This is a genomic window from Bradyrhizobium sp. URHD0069 (assembly GCF_000701345.1).
In the GTDB taxonomy this organism is placed as follows: domain Bacteria; phylum Pseudomonadota; class Alphaproteobacteria; order Rhizobiales; family Xanthobacteraceae; genus Bradyrhizobium.
Genome location: NZ_JNIJ01000016.1, coordinates 95,493 through 116,728 on the forward strand (window position 1 = coordinate 95,493; position 21,236 = coordinate 116,728).

The window sequence follows — 21,236 nt, forward strand, 5'->3', positions numbered from 1 at the left end:
CTGCGCTCAGCGGGCGGCGGTGCGGCCGAACAGGCCGTTCGGGCGCCAGATCAGGATCACGATCATGATGGTGTAGATGACGAACGGCCCCATCTTCGGCACGTAGTACTTGCCGGCGACATCACCGATGCCGAGCAGCAGGGACGCCAGAAACGGCCCAGTGATGCTGGAAGAGCCACCGACGGTCACCACGATCAAAAAGTAGATCATGAACTTTAGCGGAAAGTACGGGTCAAGCCCGAGAATTTCCGCGCTCAGCGCGCCGCCGAGGCCGGCCAGACCGCAGCCGAATGCGAACGTGAATGCGAATACCTGCGGCACATTGATGCCGAGCCCACTTGCCGCGCGCGGATCGTCTACCGCCGCCCGCAACCGGCTTCCGAACCGCGTGCGCGCCAGTACCAGTTGCAGCGCTGCGGTGAGCAAGCCGCAGATCACGATGATCATTAGCCGGTAGCGGCCGATGCCGACGCCGAAGAAATCGATTTGGCCTTCCAGCGCGGCCGGGAGTTTTATAAAGACCCGCGACGATCCCATGATGTAGTCGACCGCCGCCACCGACATGAAGACCAGGCCGACGCTGAACAGCACCTGATCGAGATGACTGCGGTTGTAGAGATGACGGTACAGCGAGCGCTCCAGCAGCGCGCCAATCAAGGCGCTTGCGACAAACGCCAGCGGCAGCGCCGCGAAGAACGGCCAGCCTGATCGATTGACCAGCACCGCGCAGACATAACCGCCTGTCATGGCGAACGCGCCGTGTGCGAGGTTGACGAAATTCATCAGTCCGAGTGTCACGGCAAGGCCACAGGCCAGCACGAACAGCAGCATGCCATAGGCGACGCCGTCGAACAGTATGGTGAACAGCGTGGTCATGGGTAAAGGCCGGACAAATCTGGATCGATCATTCCGGGGCAGCGCGTAGCGCTGAACCCGGAATCTTTTTCAACAACTTCGAGATTCCGGGTTCACTGGCTTCGCCAGCGCCCCGGAATGACACCGAAGACGGCGTCACTTTTTCGTCTTGCCGGCATCCTTGACGGCCTCGAAGGTCGCGAATTCGACGTTGTAGAGTTCGCCGTCGACCTTCTCGACCTTTCGGATGTAGATGTTCTGCACGATGTCGCGGGTTTCCGGATCGATCGAGATCGGGCCGCGCGGGCTTTCCCACTTCATTCCCTTCATGGCTTCGATCAGCGCGTCGCCGTCGGTCTGGCCGCCGGTCTTCTTCAGCGCCTCATAGATCAGGTGAATGCCGTCATAGCCGCCCACCGCCATGAAGCCCGGACGCGAGTTGAAGGCCTTCTTGTAGGCAGCGACGAAATCCTTGTTCTTCGCCGACGGGTGGGCTGCGGAATACAAATGTGCGGTCACGGTGCCGAGCGCCGCGTCGCCCATGCCGTTCAGGAGATCGTCGTCCATGACGTCGCCGGGCCCGATCACCTTGATGCCCGCCTTGTCGAGACCGCGTTCGGCATATTGCTTCATGAAATTGCCGCCCTGCCCCGCCGGCACGAACACGAACATGGCGTCGGGCTTGGAATCCTTCATCCGCTGCAGGAACGGCGCGAAATCGGGATTGGCCAGGGGCACCTTGACCTCCTCGACGATCTCGCCGCCGCCGGCGGTGAAATTCTGCTTGAAGAAATTCAGCGCGTCGTTGCCGGGGGCGTAGTCCGAGGTCAGGGTTGCGACTTTCTTGATGCCGTTCTTGGCGGCCCAGTCGCCGATGATGGTGGAGGACTGAGCCAGCGTGAAGCTGGTGCGCACGATATAGGGCGAACGCTCGGTGATGATCGAGGTGCCCGCCGCCATCACGATTTCCGGAACCTTTGCTTGCGTCGCCAGCGGCGCCGCCGCCAGCGCGGCAGGAGTAACGCCGAATCCAGCGATGAAATTCACCTTGTCATTGACGATCAATTCCTGCGCCAGGCGCTTGGTGTTGTCTGGAACCGCAGCGTCGTCCCTCAGGATGACTTCGATCTTCCTGCCGGCGACGGTGTCGCCCTTCTGCTGCATGTACAACTTCACCGCATTGTCGATCTGCTTGCCGGTTGACGCCTGACCGCCGGTCATCGGCAGGATCAGGCCGATCTTCACGGTCTCCTGCGCCTGCGGCTGCGCGGGCGCCAAGGCGGCCGCGCTTAGGATTGCAACGCCGGCCGCGGCCAACAACGCCTTGGTGCGAATGAACATGAACGTTCTCCCCTGATCGGTTTCGTGCCTCGAACCGAGTCCCCGGCCCTTGCCGCACCTTAGCCCAGATTTTTCAGCCGTATACCGGCGCGGCATGGCGTCCCAGGCGCGCGGCGATGTCAATCGCGACGATTGGTGCGATTGCTGGGACCGGTGGCTTGCCCGTCGAGCCCTGGACAGCAGGTCAAATGTTCTGACACTGAGGTATTATATTACCTCACCCTCTCGAATAAGCCAATTTTACCTTTAAGGAGGTAGCCTCTTTAAGAGGGTAGTCTCGGCCTGCATCCAGGCTGCGCGACGCCATAAGTGCATCAGGGAAGAAATCGAACGCACCAGCCAAAAACCGGTGCCAACCCATCGCGTAAGGTTGCGTTGCTCGCAAAATGCTCATTCGCTTCCGCCATCTTGCCGTCATCACCACCTTCGCACTTCTGGCGTGCGGGTTGGCCGGGTGCGGCACCATCAACGAGAAAATCGCAGCCGGAGTTTCCGATAGCATCCCGCATTGGGTTGGCGGCTTGCCACGTGATGCGCCGCCCCGTCCCGGCACCGCCAAATACGATGAATTTATGAAAGAGCGGGAGAGAAAACGCCTGGAGCCCGCGCCAGCGAAGGATGAGGCGGCCAAGCCATCGGCGGCGTCCTCAGGGCTGGACGCCGTTCACTGAAAGGACCGACGTCTTGAAATCGTCATTGCGAGCCAACGGGTCGCGTGAATGCGCGCCTGATGACAGGCTCCACGAAGCAATCCAGAGCCGCAAGAAAGAGTAGATTGCTTCGTCGCTTTGCTCCTCGCAATGACGAGAAGGGTCAATCCATAAACACCACGGTCTTGCGGCCGTTGAGGATCACACGGTCCTCCAGATGATGGCGTATCGCGCGGGCCAGCACGCGGCGTTCGATATCGCGGCCCTTGCGAACGAGATCGGCGGGCGTATCGCGATGGCTGATACGCTCGACGTCCTGATCGATGATCGGACCTTCATCGAGTGCGCTGGTGACGTAATGCGCGGTAGCGCCGATCAATTTGACGCCGCGCTCGTGCGCCTGATGATAGGGCCGCGCGCCTTTGAAGCCCGGCAGGAACGAGTGATGGATGTTGATGCAGCGCCCCGAGAGCTTCGCCGACATCTCGTCCGACAGGATTTGCATGTAGCGCGCCAGCACGACGAGATCGGTCCTGGTTTGGCCGACCAGATCCCAGATCGCGCTCTCCTGCTCGCGCTTGGTCTCCTTTGTCACCGGCAAATAGTGAAAAGGAATCTCTCCGAAATCGAGATTGCTGTAGGTCTCGCGCGGATGATTGGAGACGATGGCGGTTGGGATCATCTCAAGTTCGCCGGTGCGCCAGCGATAGAGGATATCGGCGAGACAATGGTCGGATTTCGAAACCAGCAGCATCACCCGGCGGCGGGTGGCGCGGTCGCGCATCTGCCAGTCCATACGGAAGCGTTCCGCGATCGCTGCGAAGCCGGTTTGCAGCGCCGCCAGATTGACCGCCAGATCGGCGGCGTTGAACACCACCCGCATGAAGAAGTGGCCGGTCTCGACGTCGTCGAATTGCTGGGCATCGAGAATGTTCTGCCCATTATGGGCTAGAAACGTCGACACTGCGGATACGATGCCGGGGCGATCCGGGCAGGACAAGGTCAACACGAATTGATGATCGGGCATGGAGTGGCTTGATTACAAGAAGATGAAGAGGGAACCGCGATTTGCGGCCCTGCTCTATCACCGGCAGCGCCCTTGCGCCAATCCCGCCCCAGGGGCCATGTTGAACAAACAACAGGCGATGGGCGTTGGAGAAAATCATGGCAGACCGATTGAGCGGCTATCGCATCCTGATCCTGGAAACGCGCGAGGAAGCGCAGTTTTCACGTCTGCTCACCGAGCAGGGCGCGGATGTAGTGCAATGCCCGATGTTCACCATCCACGACGCGCCCGATTCCAAGCCGATCGAGGCCTGGATCCGCCGTTTCATCGAAAAGCCGTGCGACGATCTGGTGTTGATGACCGGCGAGGGACTGCGGCGCCTGATGAAGGTGGCGCGCCGGATCGATCTCGATCAGGATTTCATCGCCGCGCTCGGCAAAGCGCGAAAATTTGCGCGCGGCCCAAAGCCCGGGCGGGCGCTGCGCGAAATCGGGCTGGAGCCGCAGATGACGACAGAGAAGCCGACGTCCGCAGGCATCGCCGAGATGCTGTCGCGCATCGACCTCAGAGGTCATCGCGTCGGATTGCAGCTTTATCCGGACAAGGATCACAGCACGTTGATCGGGGCCATGTCGGCGCAGGGCGCCGAGGTTGATACCGTGCTGCCATATGTCTACGACGCGCAGGCGGCTGACACCAACATCGTTACCGCGATCGACGAAATGGCACAGGGCCGCATCGACGCCGTTGCGCTGACCAATTTAGGGCAGGTCCGCCGTCTCGTGGAGGTCGCGCGGGCGCATGGCTATGAAGATCGGTTACGCGAAGGGCTCGACCGCACGCCGATTGCTTCGGTGGGACCGGTGGTATCGGACGAACTCAAGTCCCACGGCCTGCGCACCGACATCTATCCCGCCAACGATGCCTTTTTCATGAAGCCGCTGATTTCGGCGATGGCGGCGGCGCTTGGCAAAAATCCGCCGCGCGCGACCGTCATTGCGAGCGACGCGAAGCAAGCCTAAACGAACAACTGGATTGTTGCGTCACCCTGGTCCTCGCAATGACGAAAAGATCACGTGCCCACCCAATGATCACTCCGCCGCCTGCTTGGATTCGCTGAGATAAGCCCGATAGGCCAATCGAATTCCATCCTCGAGCGAGGTGCGCGCACGCCAGCCCAATGCGGCGAGCCGGCTGACATCGAGCAATTTGCGCGGCGTGCCGTCGGGCCGCGATGGGTCGAAGCTGATTTCGCCGGTGTACCCGACAGCAGCGGCGACCACGCCGGCGAATTCGGCAATCGTGATGTCCTCGCCGGTGCCGATGTTGATCAGTTCATCGCTGGAATAGGTCTTCATCAGATGAATGCAGGCGTCCGCCATATCATCGACGTAGAGGAATTCCCGTCGTGGCGTGCCGGTACCCCAGACCACCACATTCGAGATACCGGCAAGCTTCGCTTCATGAAACCGGCGGATCAGCGCGGCGACGACGTGGCTGTGTTCGGGATGGTAATTGTCGCCGGGCCCGTAGAGATTGGTCGGCATCACATTGATGAAGTCGGAGCCATACTGGGTGCGATAGGCTTCGACCATCTTGATTCCGGCAATCTTGGCAATCGCATAAGGCTCGTTGGTCGGCTCAAGCGGTCCGGTCAGCATGGAATTTTCACGCAGGGGCTGCGGCGCGAGCTTGGGATAGATGCAGGACGAGCCGAGAAACATCAGCTTCTCGGTGCCGTTTGTGTGCGCGGCGTGGATGGCGTTGGCGGCGATGATGACGTTGTCGTAGATGAATTCGGCGCGCAAGGCGTTGTTGGCGGCGATGCCGCCGACCTTCGCCGCCGCCATAAACACGACCTGCGGGCGCATTTTCGCGAACCAGCCGAACACCGCAGCCTGATCGCGCAGATCGAGTTCGCTGCGCTTGACCGTCAGCAGTTCGACGTCTTCCATGGCGAGCCTGCGCAACAGCGCGGCCCCGACCATCCCCCGATGCCCGGCAACGTAGACCGACTTGCCTTTCAGCTCAAACGGGGTCCTTGCCACTGGCAACCTCCCGGCGGGCTATCGCAAGATCGCCGGCCACCATCTCCTGGACGAGTTGCGCGAAGCTCGTCTTCGGCGTCCAGCCGAGCTTTTCGCGCGCCTTGCTGGCGTCGCCGACCAGGAGGTCGACTTCGGTGGGGCGAAAATACGTCGGATCGATGCGAACGACCGTTTTGCCGGATTTCATGTCAACGCCGGTTTCCTCAACGCCCTTGCCGCGCCATTCGATCTTGCGGCCGACTTCCGCGAATGCAAGTTGGACAAATTCGCGCACCGAGCGGGTCTCGCCCGTCGCCAGTACGAAATCGTCCGGCGCGTCCACCTGCAAGATCCGGTGCATGCCCTCGACATAATCCCGGGCGTGACCCCAGTCGCGTTTCGCCGCGAGGTTTCCGAGATAGAGCGTGTTTTCCAGGCCGGTCTCGATGCGGGCGACGCCGCGCGTAATCTTGCGCGTTACGAAAGTTTCGCCGCGGATCGGACTTTCATGATTGAACAGGATGCCGTTGGAGGCAAACATGCCGTAGGCTTCGCGGTAATTCACCGTGATCCAGTAGCCGTAAAGCTTGGCGACCCCATAGGGCGAGCGCGGATAGAACGGCGTGGTTTCCTTTTGCGGGACCTCTTGAACCAGCCCGTACAGCTCTGAAGTGGATGCTTGATAGAACCGCGTCTCCCTTTCCATGCCGAGAATCCGAATCGCTTCCAATAGCCGCAGCACGCCGATCGCGTCGGCATTCGCGGTGTATTCCGGGCTTTCGAAACTGACGCCGACATGGCTCTGCGCGGCAAGGTTGTAGATCTCGGTCGGCCGGATCTGCTGCATCAGCCGGATCAGGTTGGTCGAATCCGTCATGTCGCCATAGTGCAGGAGGAACGGCACATTGCCGGCGTGCGGGTCTTCGTAGAGGTGATCGACGCGCGCGGTGTTGAACGAGGACGAACGCCGCTTGATGCCGTGCACCGTATAGCCGAGACCAAGCAGATATTCGGAGAGATAGGCGCCATCCTGCCCGGTGACGCCGGTAAGAAGCGCAACGCGCCGTTTCGAATCCTGAGCCGCCATGCCTACTCCAACAACGCGCCGGGGGCCGCCCAAAAGCAGCCCAACGACGCCAAATCGCGATATCGCGCTGGACCGCGACTGCCAATTGGGACGCAGACCGGGCGGACAAAACCCCTATCATGACCCCCTTCCCGCAGGCAAATGAGTAGCCGTTATTGGCTAGGCGACGACCGGGCTTGCGGGTTATGAAGCCTTGGATCACAATCAAGTCACATGAGGGCCGAGCCCGGAATGGCTGGAACTTCAACCATTCCGGCAACCGAGCCCGGCCAATATCCAGCAAAAGCCAATTCAGGGAGTAATGACATGCGCAAACTCATGACGGCTGCGGCCTTCGCGCTGCTGACGTTCGGCAGCACGGCGATGGCGCAGGAGACGCTCAAGATCGGTTATATCGATCCGTTGTCAGGAGGTGGCGCCAGCATCGGCGAAGTCGGACTGAAGACGTTCCAGTTCATCGCCGACGAACTAAATGCCAAGGGCGGCATTCAGGGCAAGAAGGTCGAGATCGTCCCGCTCGACAACAAGACCAATCCGCAGGAAAGCCTGATCCAGGCGCAGAAGGCGATCGATGCCGGCGTGCGCTACATCACCCAGGGCAACGGTTCGTCGGTCGCCGGCGCGCTGTCGGATTTCGTCACCAAATTCAACGAGCGCAATCCCGGCAAGGAAGTTCTCTACTTCAACTACGCCGCGGTGGACCCGGTCCTTACCAACGCGAAGTGCAGCTTCTGGCATTTCCGCTGGGACGCGAATTCCGACATCAAGATGGAAGCGCTCACCAACTACATGAAGACCGCTTCGAGCATCAAGAAGCTCTACCTGATCAATCAGGATTATTCGTTCGGCGAATCTGTTCGATCCACCGCCAAGGCCATGCTGGCCGTCAAACGACCTGACATCCAGATCGTCGGCGACGAACTGCATCCGCTGCTCAAGATCACCGACTTTGCGCCGTACATCGCCAAGATCAAGGCGTCGGGCGCCGACACCGTGGTGACCGGCAACTGGGGCCAGGATTTTGCGTTGCTGCTGAAGGCCGCCGCCGACGCCGGCCTGAAGGTAAATTGGTACACCTACTATGCCGGCGGTACCGGCGGTCCGACGGCCGTCAAACAGGCCAACCTCAACCATCAGGTTTTTCAGGTCAGCGAAGGCATTCCAAACCTCGACAACAAACCGTCGCAGGATTTCGAAAAAGCGCTCCGCGCGAAGTATGACTTCAGCCTGTTCTATCCGCGCGCGGTCAACGAGATGCGCATGCTGGCGGCGGCGGCCGACAAGGCCAAGTCGATCGATCCGGTCAAGGTCGCAATGGCGCTTGAGGGCATGGAGTTCGAGGTGTTCAACGGTGGCAAGGGCTACATGAGGAAGGACGATCATCAGTTCTTCCAGCCGATCTACATTTCCTCGTTTGGCGAACGCACCGAAAAAGAGCCGTTCGACGAGGAAAAAACCGGCTGGGGCTGGAAGCTCATTGCGAAGATCGACACTCCCGCGACCGTGCTTCCGACCACCTGCAAGATGGAACGGCCGAACTGATCGTTCGCGCGTAATTCGTCCGTCCCGGACAAACTTCGGGGCGGACGCGGACCCTTAATCTCCAAGCGGTGCGTCGTGCTGGAACTGATCGTCATCTCCACGCTCAACGGTGTATTGTTCGGCATGCTGCTGTTTTTGATGGCGAGCGGCCTCACCGTCATCTTCAGCATGCTCGGAGTGCTGAACTTTGCGCATGCGAGCTTCTACATGCTCGGCGCCTTCTTCGGATTTCAGATCAGCCGATGGTTCGGCTTCTGGCCTGCGCTATTGATCGCACCGCTGCTGGCCGGGGCAATCGGCGCCGGGGTCGAGCGTTACGGACTGCGCCGCGTGCACAAAAATGGACATGTCGCCGAACTGCTGTTCACATTCGGTCTGGCGTTCGCGATCGAGGAGATCGTGCAGATCATCTGGGGCAAGAGTCCGGTGGATTTCCGCGTGCCGCCATTGCTCGATTTTCCCGCCTTCACGATCTTTTCCACCAATTACCCCGCCTACAAGATATTCATGTTGCTGGTCTCGGTCGCGATTTTCGCGGCGCTGCTCATCACGCTGAAAAAGACGCGGATCGGCCTGATCGTGCAGGCCGCGCTGACCCACCCGCATATGGTGGGCCATCTCGGCCATAACGTCGGGCGCATCTTCATGCTGGTGTTCGGCGTCGGCACAGCGCTCGCCGCGGTCGCCGGCGTAATCGCCGGGCCCGCGCTGGTGACGCAGTCGAACATGGCCGGACTACTCGGACCCATCTTGTTTGTGGTGGTCGTGGTCGGGGGCCTTGGCTCGCTGCCTGGGGCCTTTGTCGCTTCGCTGTTGATCGGCCTGGTCCAGACGTTTGCGGTCTCGATAAATGGCTCATTGTCCGAGGCCTTCGGCCCGCTCAGCCCCGCCTATGCGACGACGTGGCTCGCCGATATCTGGAACGTGACCGTCGCGCAGATCGCGCCGATCATGCCCTACGTGCTGCTGGTCCTCATTCTGATCTTCCGGCCGATGGGCCTGCTCGGGACACGCGACACATGAGCGACCTGACCTCAAGCGCCGCGCCTCCCTATCCGGCCACCGCCGAAAAGTTCAAATTCTATGGATTGTGGGTTGCGGCCGCGATCGCGCTGCTGGTACTGCCGAAGCTATTCAGCTCAGGCGGATCGCTGACCACGTTCAGCCTGATCGGCATCTCGATTATCTTCTCGCTGTCCTACAACATCCTGCTGGGCCAGACCGGCCTGCTGTCGTTCGGCCACGCGGTATATTACGGCCTCGGCGGTTTCCTGGTGATTCACGCCATCAACATCATCGGCATGAACAAGCTGCCGATCCCGCTGCCGGTGGTGCCGCTGATCGGTGGATTGACCGGATTGCTGTTCGCGGTCCTGCTCGGTTGGGTCTCGACCCAGCGCAGCGGAACCGCCTTCGCGATGATCTCGCTCGGCGTCGCCGAACTGGTCGCCTCCTCGGCGCTGATCCTGCGGACGTTTTTCGGCGGCGAAGCCGGCATCTCCGCCAACCGCACCAAACTATTCCGCGTATTCGACTGGAGTTTCGGGCCGCAAATCCAGATCTATTATCTGGTTGCGGCGTGGACGCTGCTGGCCGTTATCGCCATGTACGCCCTCACCCGCACGCCGCTCGGGCGGATGTGCAACGCGGTGCGCGACAATCCCGAGCGGGTGCAGTTCGTCGGCTACGATCCGCACGTCGTGCGCTATCTGGCTTTCTGCTTTTCCGGCTTCTTTGCCGGCATTGCAGGGGCGCTCGCGGCCATCAACTTCGAGATCGCCAATTCGGCCTATCTCGGCGCCGTGCAGTCGGGGACGGTGCTGTTCGCCACCTATATCGGCGGCGTCGGCTTCTTTATCGGACCGATCATCGGCGCGATCTTCGTCACGCTGCTTTCGCTCGGCCTCAGTGATCTGACGCCGGTATGGCAGCTCTATTTCGGATTGATCTTCATCGCGGTGGTGATGTTTGCGCCGGGCGGCATCACCGGCCTGCTGATGATGCATCGCCCGCTGTTGAAGGCCGGCAGGTTGAGCAAGGTCCTGCCCAGCTACCTGATCGCCTTCGTGCCGACGCTGGCGATGATCGTAGGCCTCATCCTCGCGATTGAAACGACGGTGCATTTCACCGTCAATCCCGGCGAAGATTCTCACATCAAGGCGTTCGGCGTCAGGTTCGATGCGGCGAACCCGTACATATGGGCGATGGCGGCGATCCTCCTGATCGGTGGCTTTCTGGTGGCGCGCAAAACCTGGACATGGGTCGGGCATGCCTGGGATGACGCGACCAGCGTGGCGCGCGAAAAAGGAGTCGCCTCGTGAGCACTGCGATCGAATTGCGCGGGGTCGAGAAGAGCTTCGGCATCACCTCGGTGATCCGTAACGTCAACCTGGCGGTCGCGCAGGGCGAGCGCCATGCCTTGATCGGACCGAATGGCGCCGGCAAATCCACCCTGTTCAATCTGATCAGCGGCTACATGCTCCCGACCACCGGCAGCATCCTGTTGCGGGACAAAGTGATCTCCGGCCTGCCGCCCTATCAAATCAATCGCCGCGGGCTGTCACGCAGCTTTCAGGTGACCAACGTGTTCGCCAATATGAGCGTGTGGGAGAACCTTCGCTGCGCCGTGCTGTGGGCAGCCGGTTACCGCTATGCATTCTGGAAGAATATCGACAACCTGCCGGAAGTGCGCGACCGGACCGCGCAAATTCTCGGGGATATCCACCTCATCGCCCGGCGCGACGTGCCGGCTGGTCTACTGACCTACGCGGAGCAGCGCGCTCTCGAGATCGGCATCACCATTGCCGGCGGCGCCGATGTCATTCTACTGGACGAGCCGACCGCCGGCATGAGCCACGCCGAAACCGAACGCGCGGTGGCGCTGATCCGCCGGCTGACAGAAGGCCGCACTCTGCTGATCGTCGAGCACGACATGAGCGTGGTGTTTGGTCTCGCCGACCGCATTTCGGTGCTGGTGTATGGCCAGATCATCGCATCCGGAACGCCTGAGGAGATTCGCGGCAATCCGAAAGTCCGGGAAGCCTATCTTGGTGAGGAGGCCGCCTGATGCTCGAGGTCCGCGACCTGCACGCCTATTACGGCAAGAGCCATATCCTGCAGGGCGTGGATATGCATATCGATGCCGGCGAGGTGGTCAGCCTGCTCGGCCGCAACGGCGTCGGCCGCTCGACGACCGTCAAGGCCATCATGGGTGAAGTTCCGCCGCAGGGCTCTATCTGGTTCAAGGGCGCCGATATAGCCGGCTTGCCGAGCTACCGGATCGCGCATCTGGGGCTTGGTTACGTTCCCGAGCATCGCGATATCTTCCCCGGCCTTACCGTGCGGCAAAACCTGATGCTTGGCATCAAGGATCCCAGGCGCGCGGGCAAGTGGCGGCTTGAGGATATGCTGGAGATGTTTCCCAACCTCGCCGCACGCGCAGATACCGCTGCGGGCGTATTGTCGGGCGGCGAAAAGCAGATGCTGACCATTTGCCGCACGCTGATGGGCGACCCCGAACTCGTCATGATCGACGAGCCCACCGAGGGGCTGGCGCCACTTATCGTGCAACAGGTCGGCGATCTCATTGCCGAGATTGCGCGCCGCGGCGTCGCGATCCTGCTGGTCGAGCAGAAACTGTCGATCGCGATGCGTATTTCGCATCGCCTCTATGTAATGGGCCACGGCCGCATCGTGTTCGAGGGCACGCCGGCCGAACTCAAAGCCAACGCGGCGGTTCGCCAGGAATGGCTCGAGGTCTGATACCCAAGTGGATTGGCATCGAAACAGGACGGCCGCCCCGGGTACCCCGGTGAAGTCTAGTGCCAAACCCGAATTGTGGCGGACCAAGCCCCGCCCGCGGCACAGGGCACCTTGTGGGATGGCTTAAGTGGAATGGCCTGACCGTGAGGGTCGATATATGATGGGCCCGCTAACAGCAACGAACAGATAACAGATAAAGAGCGCGTCAAGCGCCGTATCTCGGAGGGATGAGTGGCTTACACGTTGGAAGTGCGCGGGGTGTCACTGCGCTTCGGTGGCGTACGTGCGCTCACCGACGTCAGCTTTGGCGTGAACGACGGCGAATTGTTTTCGATCATCGGCCCCAACGGCGCCGGCAAGACCTCTATCGTCAACTGCATCTCAGGACGCTACCGGCCGACCGAGGGCCAGCTGTTCTACCGCGGCAAGGATATCACCGCGCTAAATCCCAATGCGCGGCCCCGGCTCGGCATTGGCCGCACCTTCCAGAACCTCGCGCTGTTTCATCATATGAGCGTGCTCGACAACATCATGGTCGGGCGTCACCACTTGCTGAAAAACAACTTTATCACGGGATCGCTGTACTGGCTGACCGGAGCGCGGCGCGAAGAGCTCGAGCATCGCCGCAAGGTCGAGGAGATCATCGATTTCCTCGATCTGCAGTCGGTGCGGAAGGCAACCGCCGGCACCCTTCCCTACGGCCTGCGCAAGCGCGTCGAGCTGGCCCGCGCCATGGCGCTGGAGCCGCAGCTGATCCTGCTTGACGAGCCGATGGCCGGCATGAATTTCGAGGAAAAAGAGGACATGGCGCGCTACATCGTCGATCTCAACGAAGAGTTCGGCATGACGGTCATGATGATCGAGCACGACATGGGCGTGGTGATGGATATTTCCCACCGCGTCATGGTGCTGGATTTCGGCCGCAAGATCGCCGAAGGCGGTCCGGCCGCGGTACTGGCCGATCCCCATGTGAAGCGCGCCTATCTCGGCGAAGAGGACGCGGTCCTGGTCGATCCCGACGATAAGCCGACGCCGGCGGAGAGCATGGCATGATGGATTACGCCGGCCGCGTCGCGCAAGCCGATACCTTTCCAAAATTGTTGCGCCTCAACGCGCACGAACATGGCGGCGAGATCGCGCTGCGCGAAAAAGATTTCGGGCTGTGGCGGCTGTTCACCTGGAACGACTACCAGACCCGGGTGCGCGACTTCGCGCTCGGCATGGTCGAACTCGGCATCGGCAGCGGCGACGTCATCGGCATCATCGGCGACAACCGGCCGGACTGGGTGTCGGCCGAAATCGCCGCCCACGCCGTCGGGGCCATGAGTCTCGGTCTCTATAGGGACGTGCTCGACGAGGAGGCCGCCTACCTGCTCAGCTATGGCGAAGCCAAACTGGTCTTCGCCGAGGACGAAGAACAGGTCGACAAGCTGCTGACGCTTGCCGATCGCGTGCCGCATCTCAAGCACATCGTCTATTCCGATCCGCGCGGCATGCGGAAGTATGACGACCCCCGGCTGATGGAAGCCGACAAGCTCGCCAGCCTGGGGCGCGACCGCGCCGTGCGCGAACCCGATCTCTACGACGGCCTGGTGGACTTAACCAAAGGCGAAGACGTCGCGATTCTCTGCACCACCTCGGGCACGACCGCCAACCCTAAACTGGCGATGCTCGCCGCCGGGCGGGTACTGCGGCATTGCGCGGCCTATCTCGCCTTCGACCCCAAGGGCCCCGACGACGAATACGTCTCGGTGCTGCCGCTGCCCTGGATCATGGAACAGGTCTACGCCCTTGGCAAAGGCCTGCTGTGCCGGATGAAGGTCAACTTCGTCGAGCAGCCCGACACCATGATGCACGATTTCCGCGAGATCGCGCCGACCTTCGTGCTGTTCGCACCAAGGGTCTGGGAATCCATCGCCGCCGACGTGCGCGCCGGCGTGATGGACTCCTCCCCGCTCAAGCAACGCCTCTATGAACTCGGCATGAAAACGGGATTGTCGGCGCTGGCGCGGGGCAAGCGCTCCGTGATCTTGGATACGCTGCTGTTCCGCGCGCTTCGCGATCGCCTCGGCTTTACGCGGCTGCGCTCAGCGGCGACCGGCGGCGCGGCGCTCGGTCCCGACACCTTCAAATTCTTTCAAGCCATGGGCGTGCCGCTGCGCACGCTGTACGGCCAGACAGAACTGCTCGGCGCCTACACGCTGCACCCTTTGAGTCAGGTCGACCCCGACACCACGGGCGTGGCGCTGGCCGACAATATCGAAATCCGCATCGAGAACCCGGATATCCATGGCGTCGGCGAGATCGTGGTGCGCCATCCCAACATGTTCCGCGGCTACTATAAGAACCCGGAAGCTTCCGCCGCCGATATGAAGGATGGCTGGATGCACTCGGGCGATGCCGGCTATTTCAACGACAACAAACAGCTCGTAGTGATCGATCGCATCAAGGACCTCGCGGAAACCGCGCGTGGCGAGCGTTTCTCGCCGCAATATATCGAGAACAAACTGAAATTCTCGCCCTACATCGCGGAGACTGTGGTGCTGGGCGCCGGCCGCGACGCGCTCGCGGCAATGATCTGTATCCGCTTTTCGATCATCTCGAAATGGGCGGAGAAAAACCGGATCTCATTCACCACCTATACCGACCTCGCCTCGCGGCCTGAAGTGTACGCGCTGCTGTGCAAGGAGGTTGAATCCGTCAATGCCACGCTGCCGCCGGCGCAGCGCATTTCCCGCTTCCTGCTGCTCTACAAGGAACTCGACGCCGATGACGGCGAACTCACCCGCACCCGTAAAGTCCGCCGCAGCGTCATCAACGAGAAGTACGCTGACATCATCGACGCGATCTATAGCGACAAGCGCGACATTCCCGTCGATACGGTGATCCGCTTCCAGGACGGCACCACCCAGCGCATCCGCACCACGCTTAAGGTCGTTGATCTCGGGCAAGAAGCGCCGCTTGCGGAGGCCGCGGAATGAACACCCAGCTTCTGGTCCAGCTCCTGATCAACGGCCTCGTGGTCGGCACGCTGTATGGCGTGGTCGCGATGTCGTTCGTGCTGATCTACAAGGCGAGCCAGGTGGTGAATTTCGCACAAGGCGAATTGCTGCTGATCGGTGCCTGGGTGTGCTGGTGGCTGCTCACCAAATATCAGGTGCCGTTCTATTTGGGCATGCCGATCACCCTGGTCTTCATGTTCGTCTTCGGCATCGCGATTCAGGTGGTGATCCTGCGCCCGATGATCGGCGAGCCGATAATCTCGGTGATCATGGTGACGATCGCGCTGTCCACCGTATTCTCCGCGATGATGAAATGGATGTTCGGCGTCAATCTCCAGCCGTTTCCGCGTGTCTTCAACACCCAGAACGTGAACGTTCTCGGGCTGCAGGTCCAAACCGTCTATCTGATGAGTCTTGCGGTCTCGTTGGCGATGATTGTGGGAATGGCGTGGTTTTTCCGGCTGTCCAAATACGGTCTCGCCATGCGCGCCACCGCGTTCAACCAGCAGGTGGCGCAGTCGCTGGGCATATCGGTGAAGAGTGTCTTCGCCATGGCATGGGCGATCTCGGCGACCGTGTCAGCGGTCGCCGGCGTCGTAGTAGCGGTCGTCAACGGCGTCTCGGCCGGTCTTTCCGCTTACGGCGTCAAGGTGTTTCCGGCGGCGATCCTCGGCGGCCTCGACAGTGTCGGCGGGGCGGTACTCGGCGGCATCATCATCGGTCTTCTGGAAAACGTCGCGCATTTCGTCGACAGCGAATATCTGCACTGGGGCAATCTCTACGAGATAGCACCGTTCTATGCCCTAATCATTATCCTGATGATCAAGCCTTACGGCCTGTTCGGCACCAAAGATATCGAGCGGGTGTAGTCAATCATGGCAGGTCAGACCCTTATCCCCGCCGGCGATTTCCGCACCAGCTATGCCGCGGACACCACCGTGTTTCCGACCAAAACCAGCCGCAATGCGATGATCGCCGGCATCGCATTGATCTGCTTTGCGCCGCATGTTCTCAACGAGTACAGCCTCAGCCTGCTTATTCAGATCGGCATCTTCGGCATTGCTGCGCTCGGCCTCAATATCGTTGTCGGCTTCACCGGGCAGATCTCGATCGGCCACGCCGCCTTCTTCGGTTTCGGGGCGTTCACCTCCGCCTATCTCTCGAACCGGTTTGCGATTCCGGTATTTTTCTGCGTTCCGCTCGCGGGTGTGGTCACGGCGGCTGTCGGCCTGATCTTCGGCCTGCCTGCTGCGCGCCTGAAAGGCCTTTATCTCGCGATCGCGACACTGGCCGCGCAATACATCCTGCTGGATTTCTTCGCGCGCGCGGAATGGTTCACTGGCGGAAGCGTTCCCGCCAGCGCGGAGCCGTTCTCGATCTTCGGCTATTCGCTGCGCGGCGATAAGAAATATTTTTATGTGGTACTGGCGTACGTCGTCGTCTGCTATCTGCTGGTGACGAACTTGATGCGTTCGCGCGACGGGCGCGCGCTGGTCGCGGTACGCGATCACTATCTCTCGGCAGAGATCATGGGCATCAATCTGACGAAATACCGCACGCTGTCGTTCGGTCTCGCCGCATTCTTTGCCGGGGTCGGCGGCGCGCTCTATGCGCACTACAATCAGGTGGTCTCCAATGAGGGCTTCGGCATCGAGCGCTCGATCATTTTCCTGGCCATGATCATCATCGGCGGCCTCGGCTCGATCATGGGCACGCTGATGGGCACGGCCTTCATGGTATTGCTGCCGGAATCGATGGAATGGCTCAGCGTCGCACTTCGCGACAGCCCGATCGACCGGTTTCTGGGTCTCAAGAACAACATCGCGTTCTTGCGCGAGATGGCCATCGGCGTCATCATCATCGTCTTTCTAGTTTTTGAACCAGACGGGCTGGCGCATCGGTGGCGCCAAATCAAAACCTACTGGAAACTTTACCCGTTCTCGCATTGAGGTCCGAACGGGACAGATATAAGAAAACCTTTTGAGAGGAAACCGGAGGATGAAGTCTATGACAACGAAAACATTGTTGAGTGCGGCTTGCCTTGCATTGCTGCTCGGCGGCGCGGCGAGGACGGCACAGGCCCAGATCGCCCTTGGGCATCTTGCCGACTATTCGGGCCCCACGTCCGACGTCGGAACACCCTTTGGTCAAGGTGTCGCCGATACCTATGCCTGGATCAACAAGAACGGCGGCATCAACGGCACCAAGGTCAACGTCGATACGGTTGACTACAGTTACCAGGTGCCACGGGCCATCGCGCAGTACAAGAAATGGTCGGGCGCCGACAAGGTAGCTGCCATTCTCGGATGGGGCACGGCCGACACCGAAGCCCTCACAGGCTTCCTGGCTGAAGACAAGATCCCCGATATTTCGGCTTCCTACGCAGCGGCGCTTTCCGACCCGACCGGCGCCGGCGGCAAGGCGAAACCCGCTCCCTACAACTTCTTCTATGGTCCAAGCTATTCGGATGCTGTTCGCGGCATGCTGACTTGGGCTGCCGAGGACTGGAAAGCCAAGGGCAAGGCCGGCAAGCCGAAATTCGTCCATATGGGTGCCAATCATCCGTATCCGAACGCACCAAAGGCGGCGGGTGAAGCCATTGCGGCCGAACTCGGCTTCGAGCTGCTGCCCCCCATCGTGTTCGCTTTGACTCCCGGTGACTACAGCGCGCAGTGCCTGAGCTTGAAGAGCTCGGGCGCAAACTACGCCTATCTCGGCAACACCGCAGGTTCGAACATCTCGGTGCTGAACGCCTGCAAGGCCGCGGGGGTCGACGTGCAGTTCCTCGGCAATGTCTGGGGCATGGACGAGAACGCCGCCAAGGCCGCCGGCGCCGCCGCGGATGGCGTGGTATTTCCATTGCGTACCGCGGTTGCCTGGGGCGGCACCGCACCCGGCATGAAAACCGTGATGGAAATCTCCAAGATGTCTGACGCGGCCGGAACGGCCTATCGTCCGGTGCACTACATTGCCGGCGTCTGCACCGCGCTCTACATGAAGGAAGCCGTCGAATGGGCCGCCAAGAATGGCGGCGCGACCGGCGAGAACGTCAAGAAGGGCTTCTACCAGAAGGCCGACTGGGTGCCGGCCGGAATGGACGGCGTCTGCAATCCGTCAACCTGGACCGAGAAGGATCATCGCGGCACGCTCAAGGTGGATCTTTACCGAATGAAAGTCGCGGGTGCGACCGATGCGCCGCTTGGCGACCTTGTCAAGAACGGAGCTATCAAGCTCGATAAGGTGAAGACCATTGATCTGCCGCGCAAGGCCGAGTGGCTTGGGTGGTGAGACAGCGGGTTGTCCGCAGGTGATAGCGATCTACTGAGCCGTCATCCCCGCGAAAGCGGGGATCCAGTACGCCGCGGCTTCTCGGTTGATCGCAGGCGCCTCTGGAATACTGGATCACCCGCTTCGCGGGTGATGACGGCGGGAAGCGGAACGGAAAGCCGCTCCCCCGACAACTCCAGGAGTGGGGCATGATTGAAGCGACTGAAATCGATCGCCCACCGGTAGCGGCACAAGCTGTTGCGCCGCTACTCAGCGTGCGCAACATCGAGGTGGTCTATGACAACGTCATCCTGGTGCTCCGCGGCTTAAGCCTCGAGGTGCCGCAAGGCGCGATCGTTGCGCTACTCGGCGCCAACGGAGCGGGCAAGTCGACGACATTGAAAGCGATCTCCGGATTGCTCAAGACCGAAGACGGCGAAGTCACCCGCGGCGAAATCGTCTTCAACGGCGAACGCATCAACAGCGTCGATCCCGACAGGATCGTTCGCCGCGGCATCCTCCAGGTGATGGAGGGCCGTCGCATCATCGCCGACATGACGTCGCAGGAGAATTTGCGGCTCGGCGCCTTCACCCGCAGCGACAATGAGGTCGGCGCCGACATCGACATGGTCTACAATTATTTCCCGCGCCTGAAGGAGCGAACTGGCCTCGCCGGTTATCTCTCCGGCGGCGAGCAGCAGATGCTGGCGATCGGCCGTGCGCTGATGGCGCGCCCGAAGATGATCCTGATGGACGAGCCGTCGATGGGCTTGTCGCCGCTCCTGGTCAAGGAAGTGTTCGCGATCATCCGGGATATCAACCGCGATCTGGGCGTCACCATTTTGCTAGTCGAACAGAACGCGCGCGCCGCGCTCTTGGTCGCGAGTCACGGCTACATCATGGAGCAAGGCAAGGTGGTGCTCGACGGCAGCGCCGACGAGTTGCGCAACAATGAGGATGTCAAGGAGTTCTACCTCGGCGGCGCCGGCGACCAGCGCAAGAGCTTTAAGAATCTGAAGAGTTTCAAGCGAAGGAAACGGTGGCTGTGAACGTCCTCTCAGCACGTCATTTTGGGATGCGCCAATCGAACTCGGGTTTATCCGAGTTCGGCAATATCATTAGCCAAGTCGGCAACAGCCGACTTGGCTGGCGCAGGTCCGGAATCCATGCCCCCGATCGTGGTTATGGATTCCAGGTTCGCTCGTTTCACTCGCGCCCCGGAATGGCCAAGAGATGACCGAGCACTACGACGCCCTTGAAACGCGCGCCCCCGCCGAACGCGAGGCGGAGCTGTTCTCAGGGCTGCCGGACGTGCTGCGCAGGGCGATGGCGGCACCCGGCTATGCCCAACGTCTTAAAGGCATCGATCCCTCTGACATCACGAGCCGGGCGGCGCTGGCGCGGCTGCCGGTGCTGCGCAAATCCGAGCTCCCTGCCCTTCAAAAGGCGGCGCCGCCGTTCGGTGGCCTCGTCTCGGGCCTTCCAGGCTCGTTTGGGAGGCTGTTTACCTCGCCCGGCCCAATCTTCGAGCCCGAGCCTATCCATGCCGACCCCTGGCGCGGCGCCCGGGCGCTGTTCGCCGCTGGCTTCCGGCCGGGCGATGTGGTGTTGAACACCTTCAGCTACCACCTGACGCCCGGCGGCTTCATCTTCGATGCCTCGGCGCGGGCGCTGGGCTGCGCGGTTATTCCGGCCGGTCCCGGCAATCCCGAAGCGCAATTCGAGCTGATCGAGGCCTATCGCCCGGTCGGCTATAGCGGCACCCCCGATTTTCTCAAAATCCTGCTGGACGCCGCCGCCGGCGCCGGGCGCGATATCTCCTCGATCAAGCGCGCGCTGGTATCAGGCGCGGCGTTTCCAAAGTCGCTGCAGGAGGAGATCAAGTCGCGCGGGGTCGAAGCCTATCAGGCGTTCGGCACGGCCGATCTCGGCCTGGTCGCCTTCGAAACGCAGGCCCGCGAAGGAATGGTCGTCAACGAGCGCCTGATCCTGGAAATCGTACGGCCCGGCACCGGCGATCCTGTAGCCGAGGGCGACGTCGGCGAGATCGTCGTCACCTCACTTGACCCTGATCACCCCTGGATTCGCCTTGCGCTCGGGGACCTCACCGCCGCCCTGCCCGGCCGGAGTCCATGCGGACGCAGCAACATGCGCATCAAGGGCTGGATGGGCCGCGCCGACCAGACCACCAAGGTCAAGGGCATGTTCGTGCGGCCCGAGCAGATCGCGGAGATCGGCAAGCGTCATCCCGAACTGGGGCGGCTGCGGCTTGTCGTCACGCGCGCGGGCGAGAGCGATGTGATGATGCTGAAGGCGGAAGCTGCAACTCCGGACGAGGCGCTTCGGGAAGCTGTCACCGCGACGCTGCGGAGCGTTACCAAACTGACCGGAACGGTGACTTGGGTAGCGCCTCAGTCTTTGCCGAACGACGGCAAGGTTATTGCGGACGAGCGCGGTTAGCTCTGTCAAAGCCTCCGTATCACTGGATCGAAACTGCGCCATTTGCTCCAAAACAGCTGAGACAGGGGTGGGACAGAGCCCCTTTCGCCAGATCAGGAGCGGTTCACGGCTGTCCCAGCGCCTGCTTGATGATACGCCTCAGCCTTTGCTGAGACATTTCAAGCAAAGTCGATTTGCAACAATTACAACCATGTCGTGTAAATGCATCTATTAAACTTTTATGATGTACCCCGCCCT

At 61.1% G+C, this 21,236-nt stretch carries 19 protein-coding genes; 14 read left to right on the plus strand and 5 right to left on the minus strand.

Going from position 1 to position 21,236, the window contains the following annotated elements; translation table 11 throughout:
* Positions 1–6 precede the first annotated feature (6 nt).
* Together N554_RS0110900 and N554_RS0110905 are read right to left on the minus strand one after the other, a co-directional pair.
* Positions 7–876: a branched-chain amino acid ABC transporter permease gene (locus tag N554_RS0110900; RefSeq protein WP_029583500.1), complete on the minus strand. Its 870-nt coding sequence runs from the start codon at positions 874–876 to the stop codon at positions 7–9.
* A gap of 135 nt (positions 877–1,011) precedes the next feature.
* The gene (locus N554_RS0110905; RefSeq protein WP_029583501.1) at positions 1,012–2,196 is read right to left on the minus strand and encodes an ABC transporter substrate-binding protein; all 1,185 of its coding nucleotides are present in this window, start codon (positions 2,194–2,196) and stop codon (positions 1,012–1,014) included.
* Between the two features lie 386 nt (positions 2,197–2,582).
* On the opposite strand from N554_RS0110905, the gene N554_RS0110915 reads away from it, so the two are divergent.
* The gene (locus tag N554_RS0110915) at positions 2,583–2,867 is read left to right on the plus strand and encodes a hypothetical protein (protein WP_029583502.1); all 285 of its coding nucleotides are present in this window, start codon (positions 2,583–2,585) and stop codon (positions 2,865–2,867) included.
* Between the two features lie 142 nt (positions 2,868–3,009).
* Here the strand turns inward: N554_RS0110915 and purU are convergent, their stop codons facing one another.
* The gene (purU, locus tag N554_RS0110920) at positions 3,010–3,873 is read right to left on the minus strand and encodes a formyltetrahydrofolate deformylase (protein ID WP_029583503.1); all 864 of its coding nucleotides are present in this window, start codon (positions 3,871–3,873) and stop codon (positions 3,010–3,012) included.
* Between the two features lie 137 nt (positions 3,874–4,010).
* On the opposite strand from purU, the gene N554_RS0110925 reads away from it, so the two are divergent.
* Positions 4,011–4,874, plus strand: a complete 864-nt coding sequence (locus N554_RS0110925) for a uroporphyrinogen-III synthase (RefSeq protein WP_029583504.1) — start codon at positions 4,011–4,013, stop codon at positions 4,872–4,874.
* Positions 4,875–4,943: 69 nt separating this feature from the next.
* Here the strand turns inward: N554_RS0110925 and N554_RS0110930 are convergent, their stop codons facing one another.
* Positions 4,944–5,900, minus strand: a complete 957-nt coding sequence (locus N554_RS0110930) for a GDP-L-fucose synthase (RefSeq protein ID WP_036052898.1) — start codon at positions 5,898–5,900, stop codon at positions 4,944–4,946.
* Positions 5,881–6,966, minus strand: a complete 1,086-nt coding sequence (gene gmd, locus N554_RS0110935; protein WP_029583506.1) for a GDP-mannose 4,6-dehydratase — start codon at positions 6,964–6,966, stop codon at positions 5,881–5,883. Before gmd ends, N554_RS0110930 begins: the two co-directional genes overlap by 20 nt.
* Before the next feature lie 306 nt (positions 6,967–7,272).
* On the opposite strand from gmd, the gene N554_RS0110940 reads away from it, so the two are divergent.
* From N554_RS0110940 to N554_RS0110995, 12 genes are all read left to right on the plus strand, one after another.
* On the plus strand, positions 7,273–8,508 hold the full coding sequence (locus N554_RS0110940; protein WP_029583507.1) for a branched-chain amino acid ABC transporter substrate-binding protein: 1,236 nt from the start codon (positions 7,273–7,275) through the stop codon (positions 8,506–8,508).
* A 75-nt stretch (positions 8,509–8,583) separates the two neighbouring features.
* Entirely contained in the window at positions 8,584–9,531 is a 948-nt protein-coding gene (locus N554_RS0110945; protein ID WP_029583508.1) for a branched-chain amino acid ABC transporter permease, read from the plus strand.
* Positions 9,528–10,829 (plus strand): branched-chain amino acid ABC transporter permease, encoded by a 1,302-nt coding sequence (locus N554_RS0110950; protein ID WP_029583509.1) that lies wholly within the window; start codon positions 9,528–9,530, stop codon positions 10,827–10,829. Before N554_RS0110945 ends, N554_RS0110950 begins: the two co-directional genes overlap by 4 nt.
* Positions 10,826–11,575, plus strand: a complete 750-nt coding sequence (locus N554_RS0110955; protein WP_029583510.1) for an ABC transporter ATP-binding protein — start codon at positions 10,826–10,828, stop codon at positions 11,573–11,575. The genes N554_RS0110950 and N554_RS0110955 overlap by 4 nt, the downstream gene beginning before the upstream one ends.
* A complete protein-coding gene (locus tag N554_RS0110960; protein ID WP_029583511.1) occupies positions 11,575–12,270 on the plus strand; it encodes an ABC transporter ATP-binding protein in 696 nt (231 codons plus the stop codon). The genes N554_RS0110955 and N554_RS0110960 overlap by 1 nt, the downstream gene beginning before the upstream one ends.
* A gap of 231 nt (positions 12,271–12,501) precedes the next feature.
* The gene (locus N554_RS0110965; RefSeq protein ID WP_029583512.1) at positions 12,502–13,323 is read left to right on the plus strand and encodes an ABC transporter ATP-binding protein; all 822 of its coding nucleotides are present in this window, start codon (positions 12,502–12,504) and stop codon (positions 13,321–13,323) included.
* Entirely contained in the window at positions 13,320–15,251 is a 1,932-nt protein-coding gene (locus tag N554_RS0110970; protein ID WP_029583513.1) for a long-chain fatty acid--CoA ligase, read from the plus strand. The genes N554_RS0110965 and N554_RS0110970 overlap by 4 nt, the downstream gene beginning before the upstream one ends.
* Positions 15,248–16,141, plus strand: a complete 894-nt coding sequence (locus N554_RS0110975) for a branched-chain amino acid ABC transporter permease (protein WP_029583514.1) — start codon at positions 15,248–15,250, stop codon at positions 16,139–16,141. The genes N554_RS0110970 and N554_RS0110975 overlap by 4 nt, the downstream gene beginning before the upstream one ends.
* A gap of 6 nt (positions 16,142–16,147) precedes the next feature.
* Positions 16,148–17,221, plus strand: coding sequence for a branched-chain amino acid ABC transporter permease (locus N554_RS0110980; RefSeq protein WP_029583515.1), 1,074 nt, complete (start codon positions 16,148–16,150; stop codon positions 17,219–17,221).
* 58 nt (positions 17,222–17,279) lie between these two features.
* Entirely contained in the window at positions 17,280–18,560 is a 1,281-nt protein-coding gene (locus tag N554_RS0110985) for an ABC transporter substrate-binding protein (protein ID WP_029583516.1), read from the plus strand.
* A gap of 188 nt (positions 18,561–18,748) precedes the next feature.
* Positions 18,749–19,588, plus strand: a complete 840-nt coding sequence (locus N554_RS0110990) for an ABC transporter ATP-binding protein (protein ID WP_029583517.1) — start codon at positions 18,749–18,751, stop codon at positions 19,586–19,588.
* A 184-nt stretch (positions 19,589–19,772) separates the two neighbouring features.
* Positions 19,773–20,999: a phenylacetate--CoA ligase family protein gene (locus tag N554_RS0110995; RefSeq protein ID WP_029583518.1), complete on the plus strand. Its 1,227-nt coding sequence runs from the start codon at positions 19,773–19,775 to the stop codon at positions 20,997–20,999.
* Positions 21,000–21,236 lie beyond the last annotated feature (237 nt).

Bases quoted from the DNA above. Each gene is read 5' to 3' on its own strand.
- N554_RS0110900 (WP_029583500.1), bottom strand. From the start codon at position 876: ATGACCACGCTGTTCACCATACTGTTCGACGGCGTCGCCTATGGCATG.
- N554_RS0110905 (WP_029583501.1), bottom strand. From the start codon at position 2,196: ATGTTCATTCGCACCAAGGCGTTGTTGGCCGCGGCCGGCGTTGCAATC.
- N554_RS0110915 (WP_029583502.1), top strand. From the start codon at position 2,583: ATGCTCATTCGCTTCCGCCATCTTGCCGTCATCACCACCTTCGCACTT.
- purU (WP_029583503.1), bottom strand. From the start codon at position 3,873: ATGCCCGATCATCAATTCGTGTTGACCTTGTCCTGCCCGGATCGCCCC.
- N554_RS0110925 (WP_029583504.1), top strand. From the start codon at position 4,011: ATGGCAGACCGATTGAGCGGCTATCGCATCCTGATCCTGGAAACGCGC.
- gmd (WP_029583506.1), bottom strand. From the start codon at position 6,966: ATGGCGGCTCAGGATTCGAAACGGCGCGTTGCGCTTCTTACCGGCGTC.
- N554_RS0110940 (WP_029583507.1), top strand. From the start codon at position 7,273: ATGCGCAAACTCATGACGGCTGCGGCCTTCGCGCTGCTGACGTTCGGC.
- N554_RS0110950 (WP_029583509.1), top strand. From the start codon at position 9,528: ATGAGCGACCTGACCTCAAGCGCCGCGCCTCCCTATCCGGCCACCGCC.
- N554_RS0110960 (WP_029583511.1), top strand. From the start codon at position 11,575: ATGCTCGAGGTCCGCGACCTGCACGCCTATTACGGCAAGAGCCATATC.
- N554_RS0110970 (WP_029583513.1), top strand. From the start codon at position 13,320: ATGATGGATTACGCCGGCCGCGTCGCGCAAGCCGATACCTTTCCAAAA.
- N554_RS0110975 (WP_029583514.1), top strand. From the start codon at position 15,248: ATGAACACCCAGCTTCTGGTCCAGCTCCTGATCAACGGCCTCGTGGTC.
- N554_RS0110980 (WP_029583515.1), top strand. From the start codon at position 16,148: ATGGCAGGTCAGACCCTTATCCCCGCCGGCGATTTCCGCACCAGCTAT.
- N554_RS0110985 (WP_029583516.1), top strand. From the start codon at position 17,280: ATGACAACGAAAACATTGTTGAGTGCGGCTTGCCTTGCATTGCTGCTC.
- N554_RS0110990 (WP_029583517.1), top strand. From the start codon at position 18,749: ATGATTGAAGCGACTGAAATCGATCGCCCACCGGTAGCGGCACAAGCT.
- N554_RS0110995 (WP_029583518.1), top strand. From the start codon at position 19,773: ATGACCGAGCACTACGACGCCCTTGAAACGCGCGCCCCCGCCGAACGC.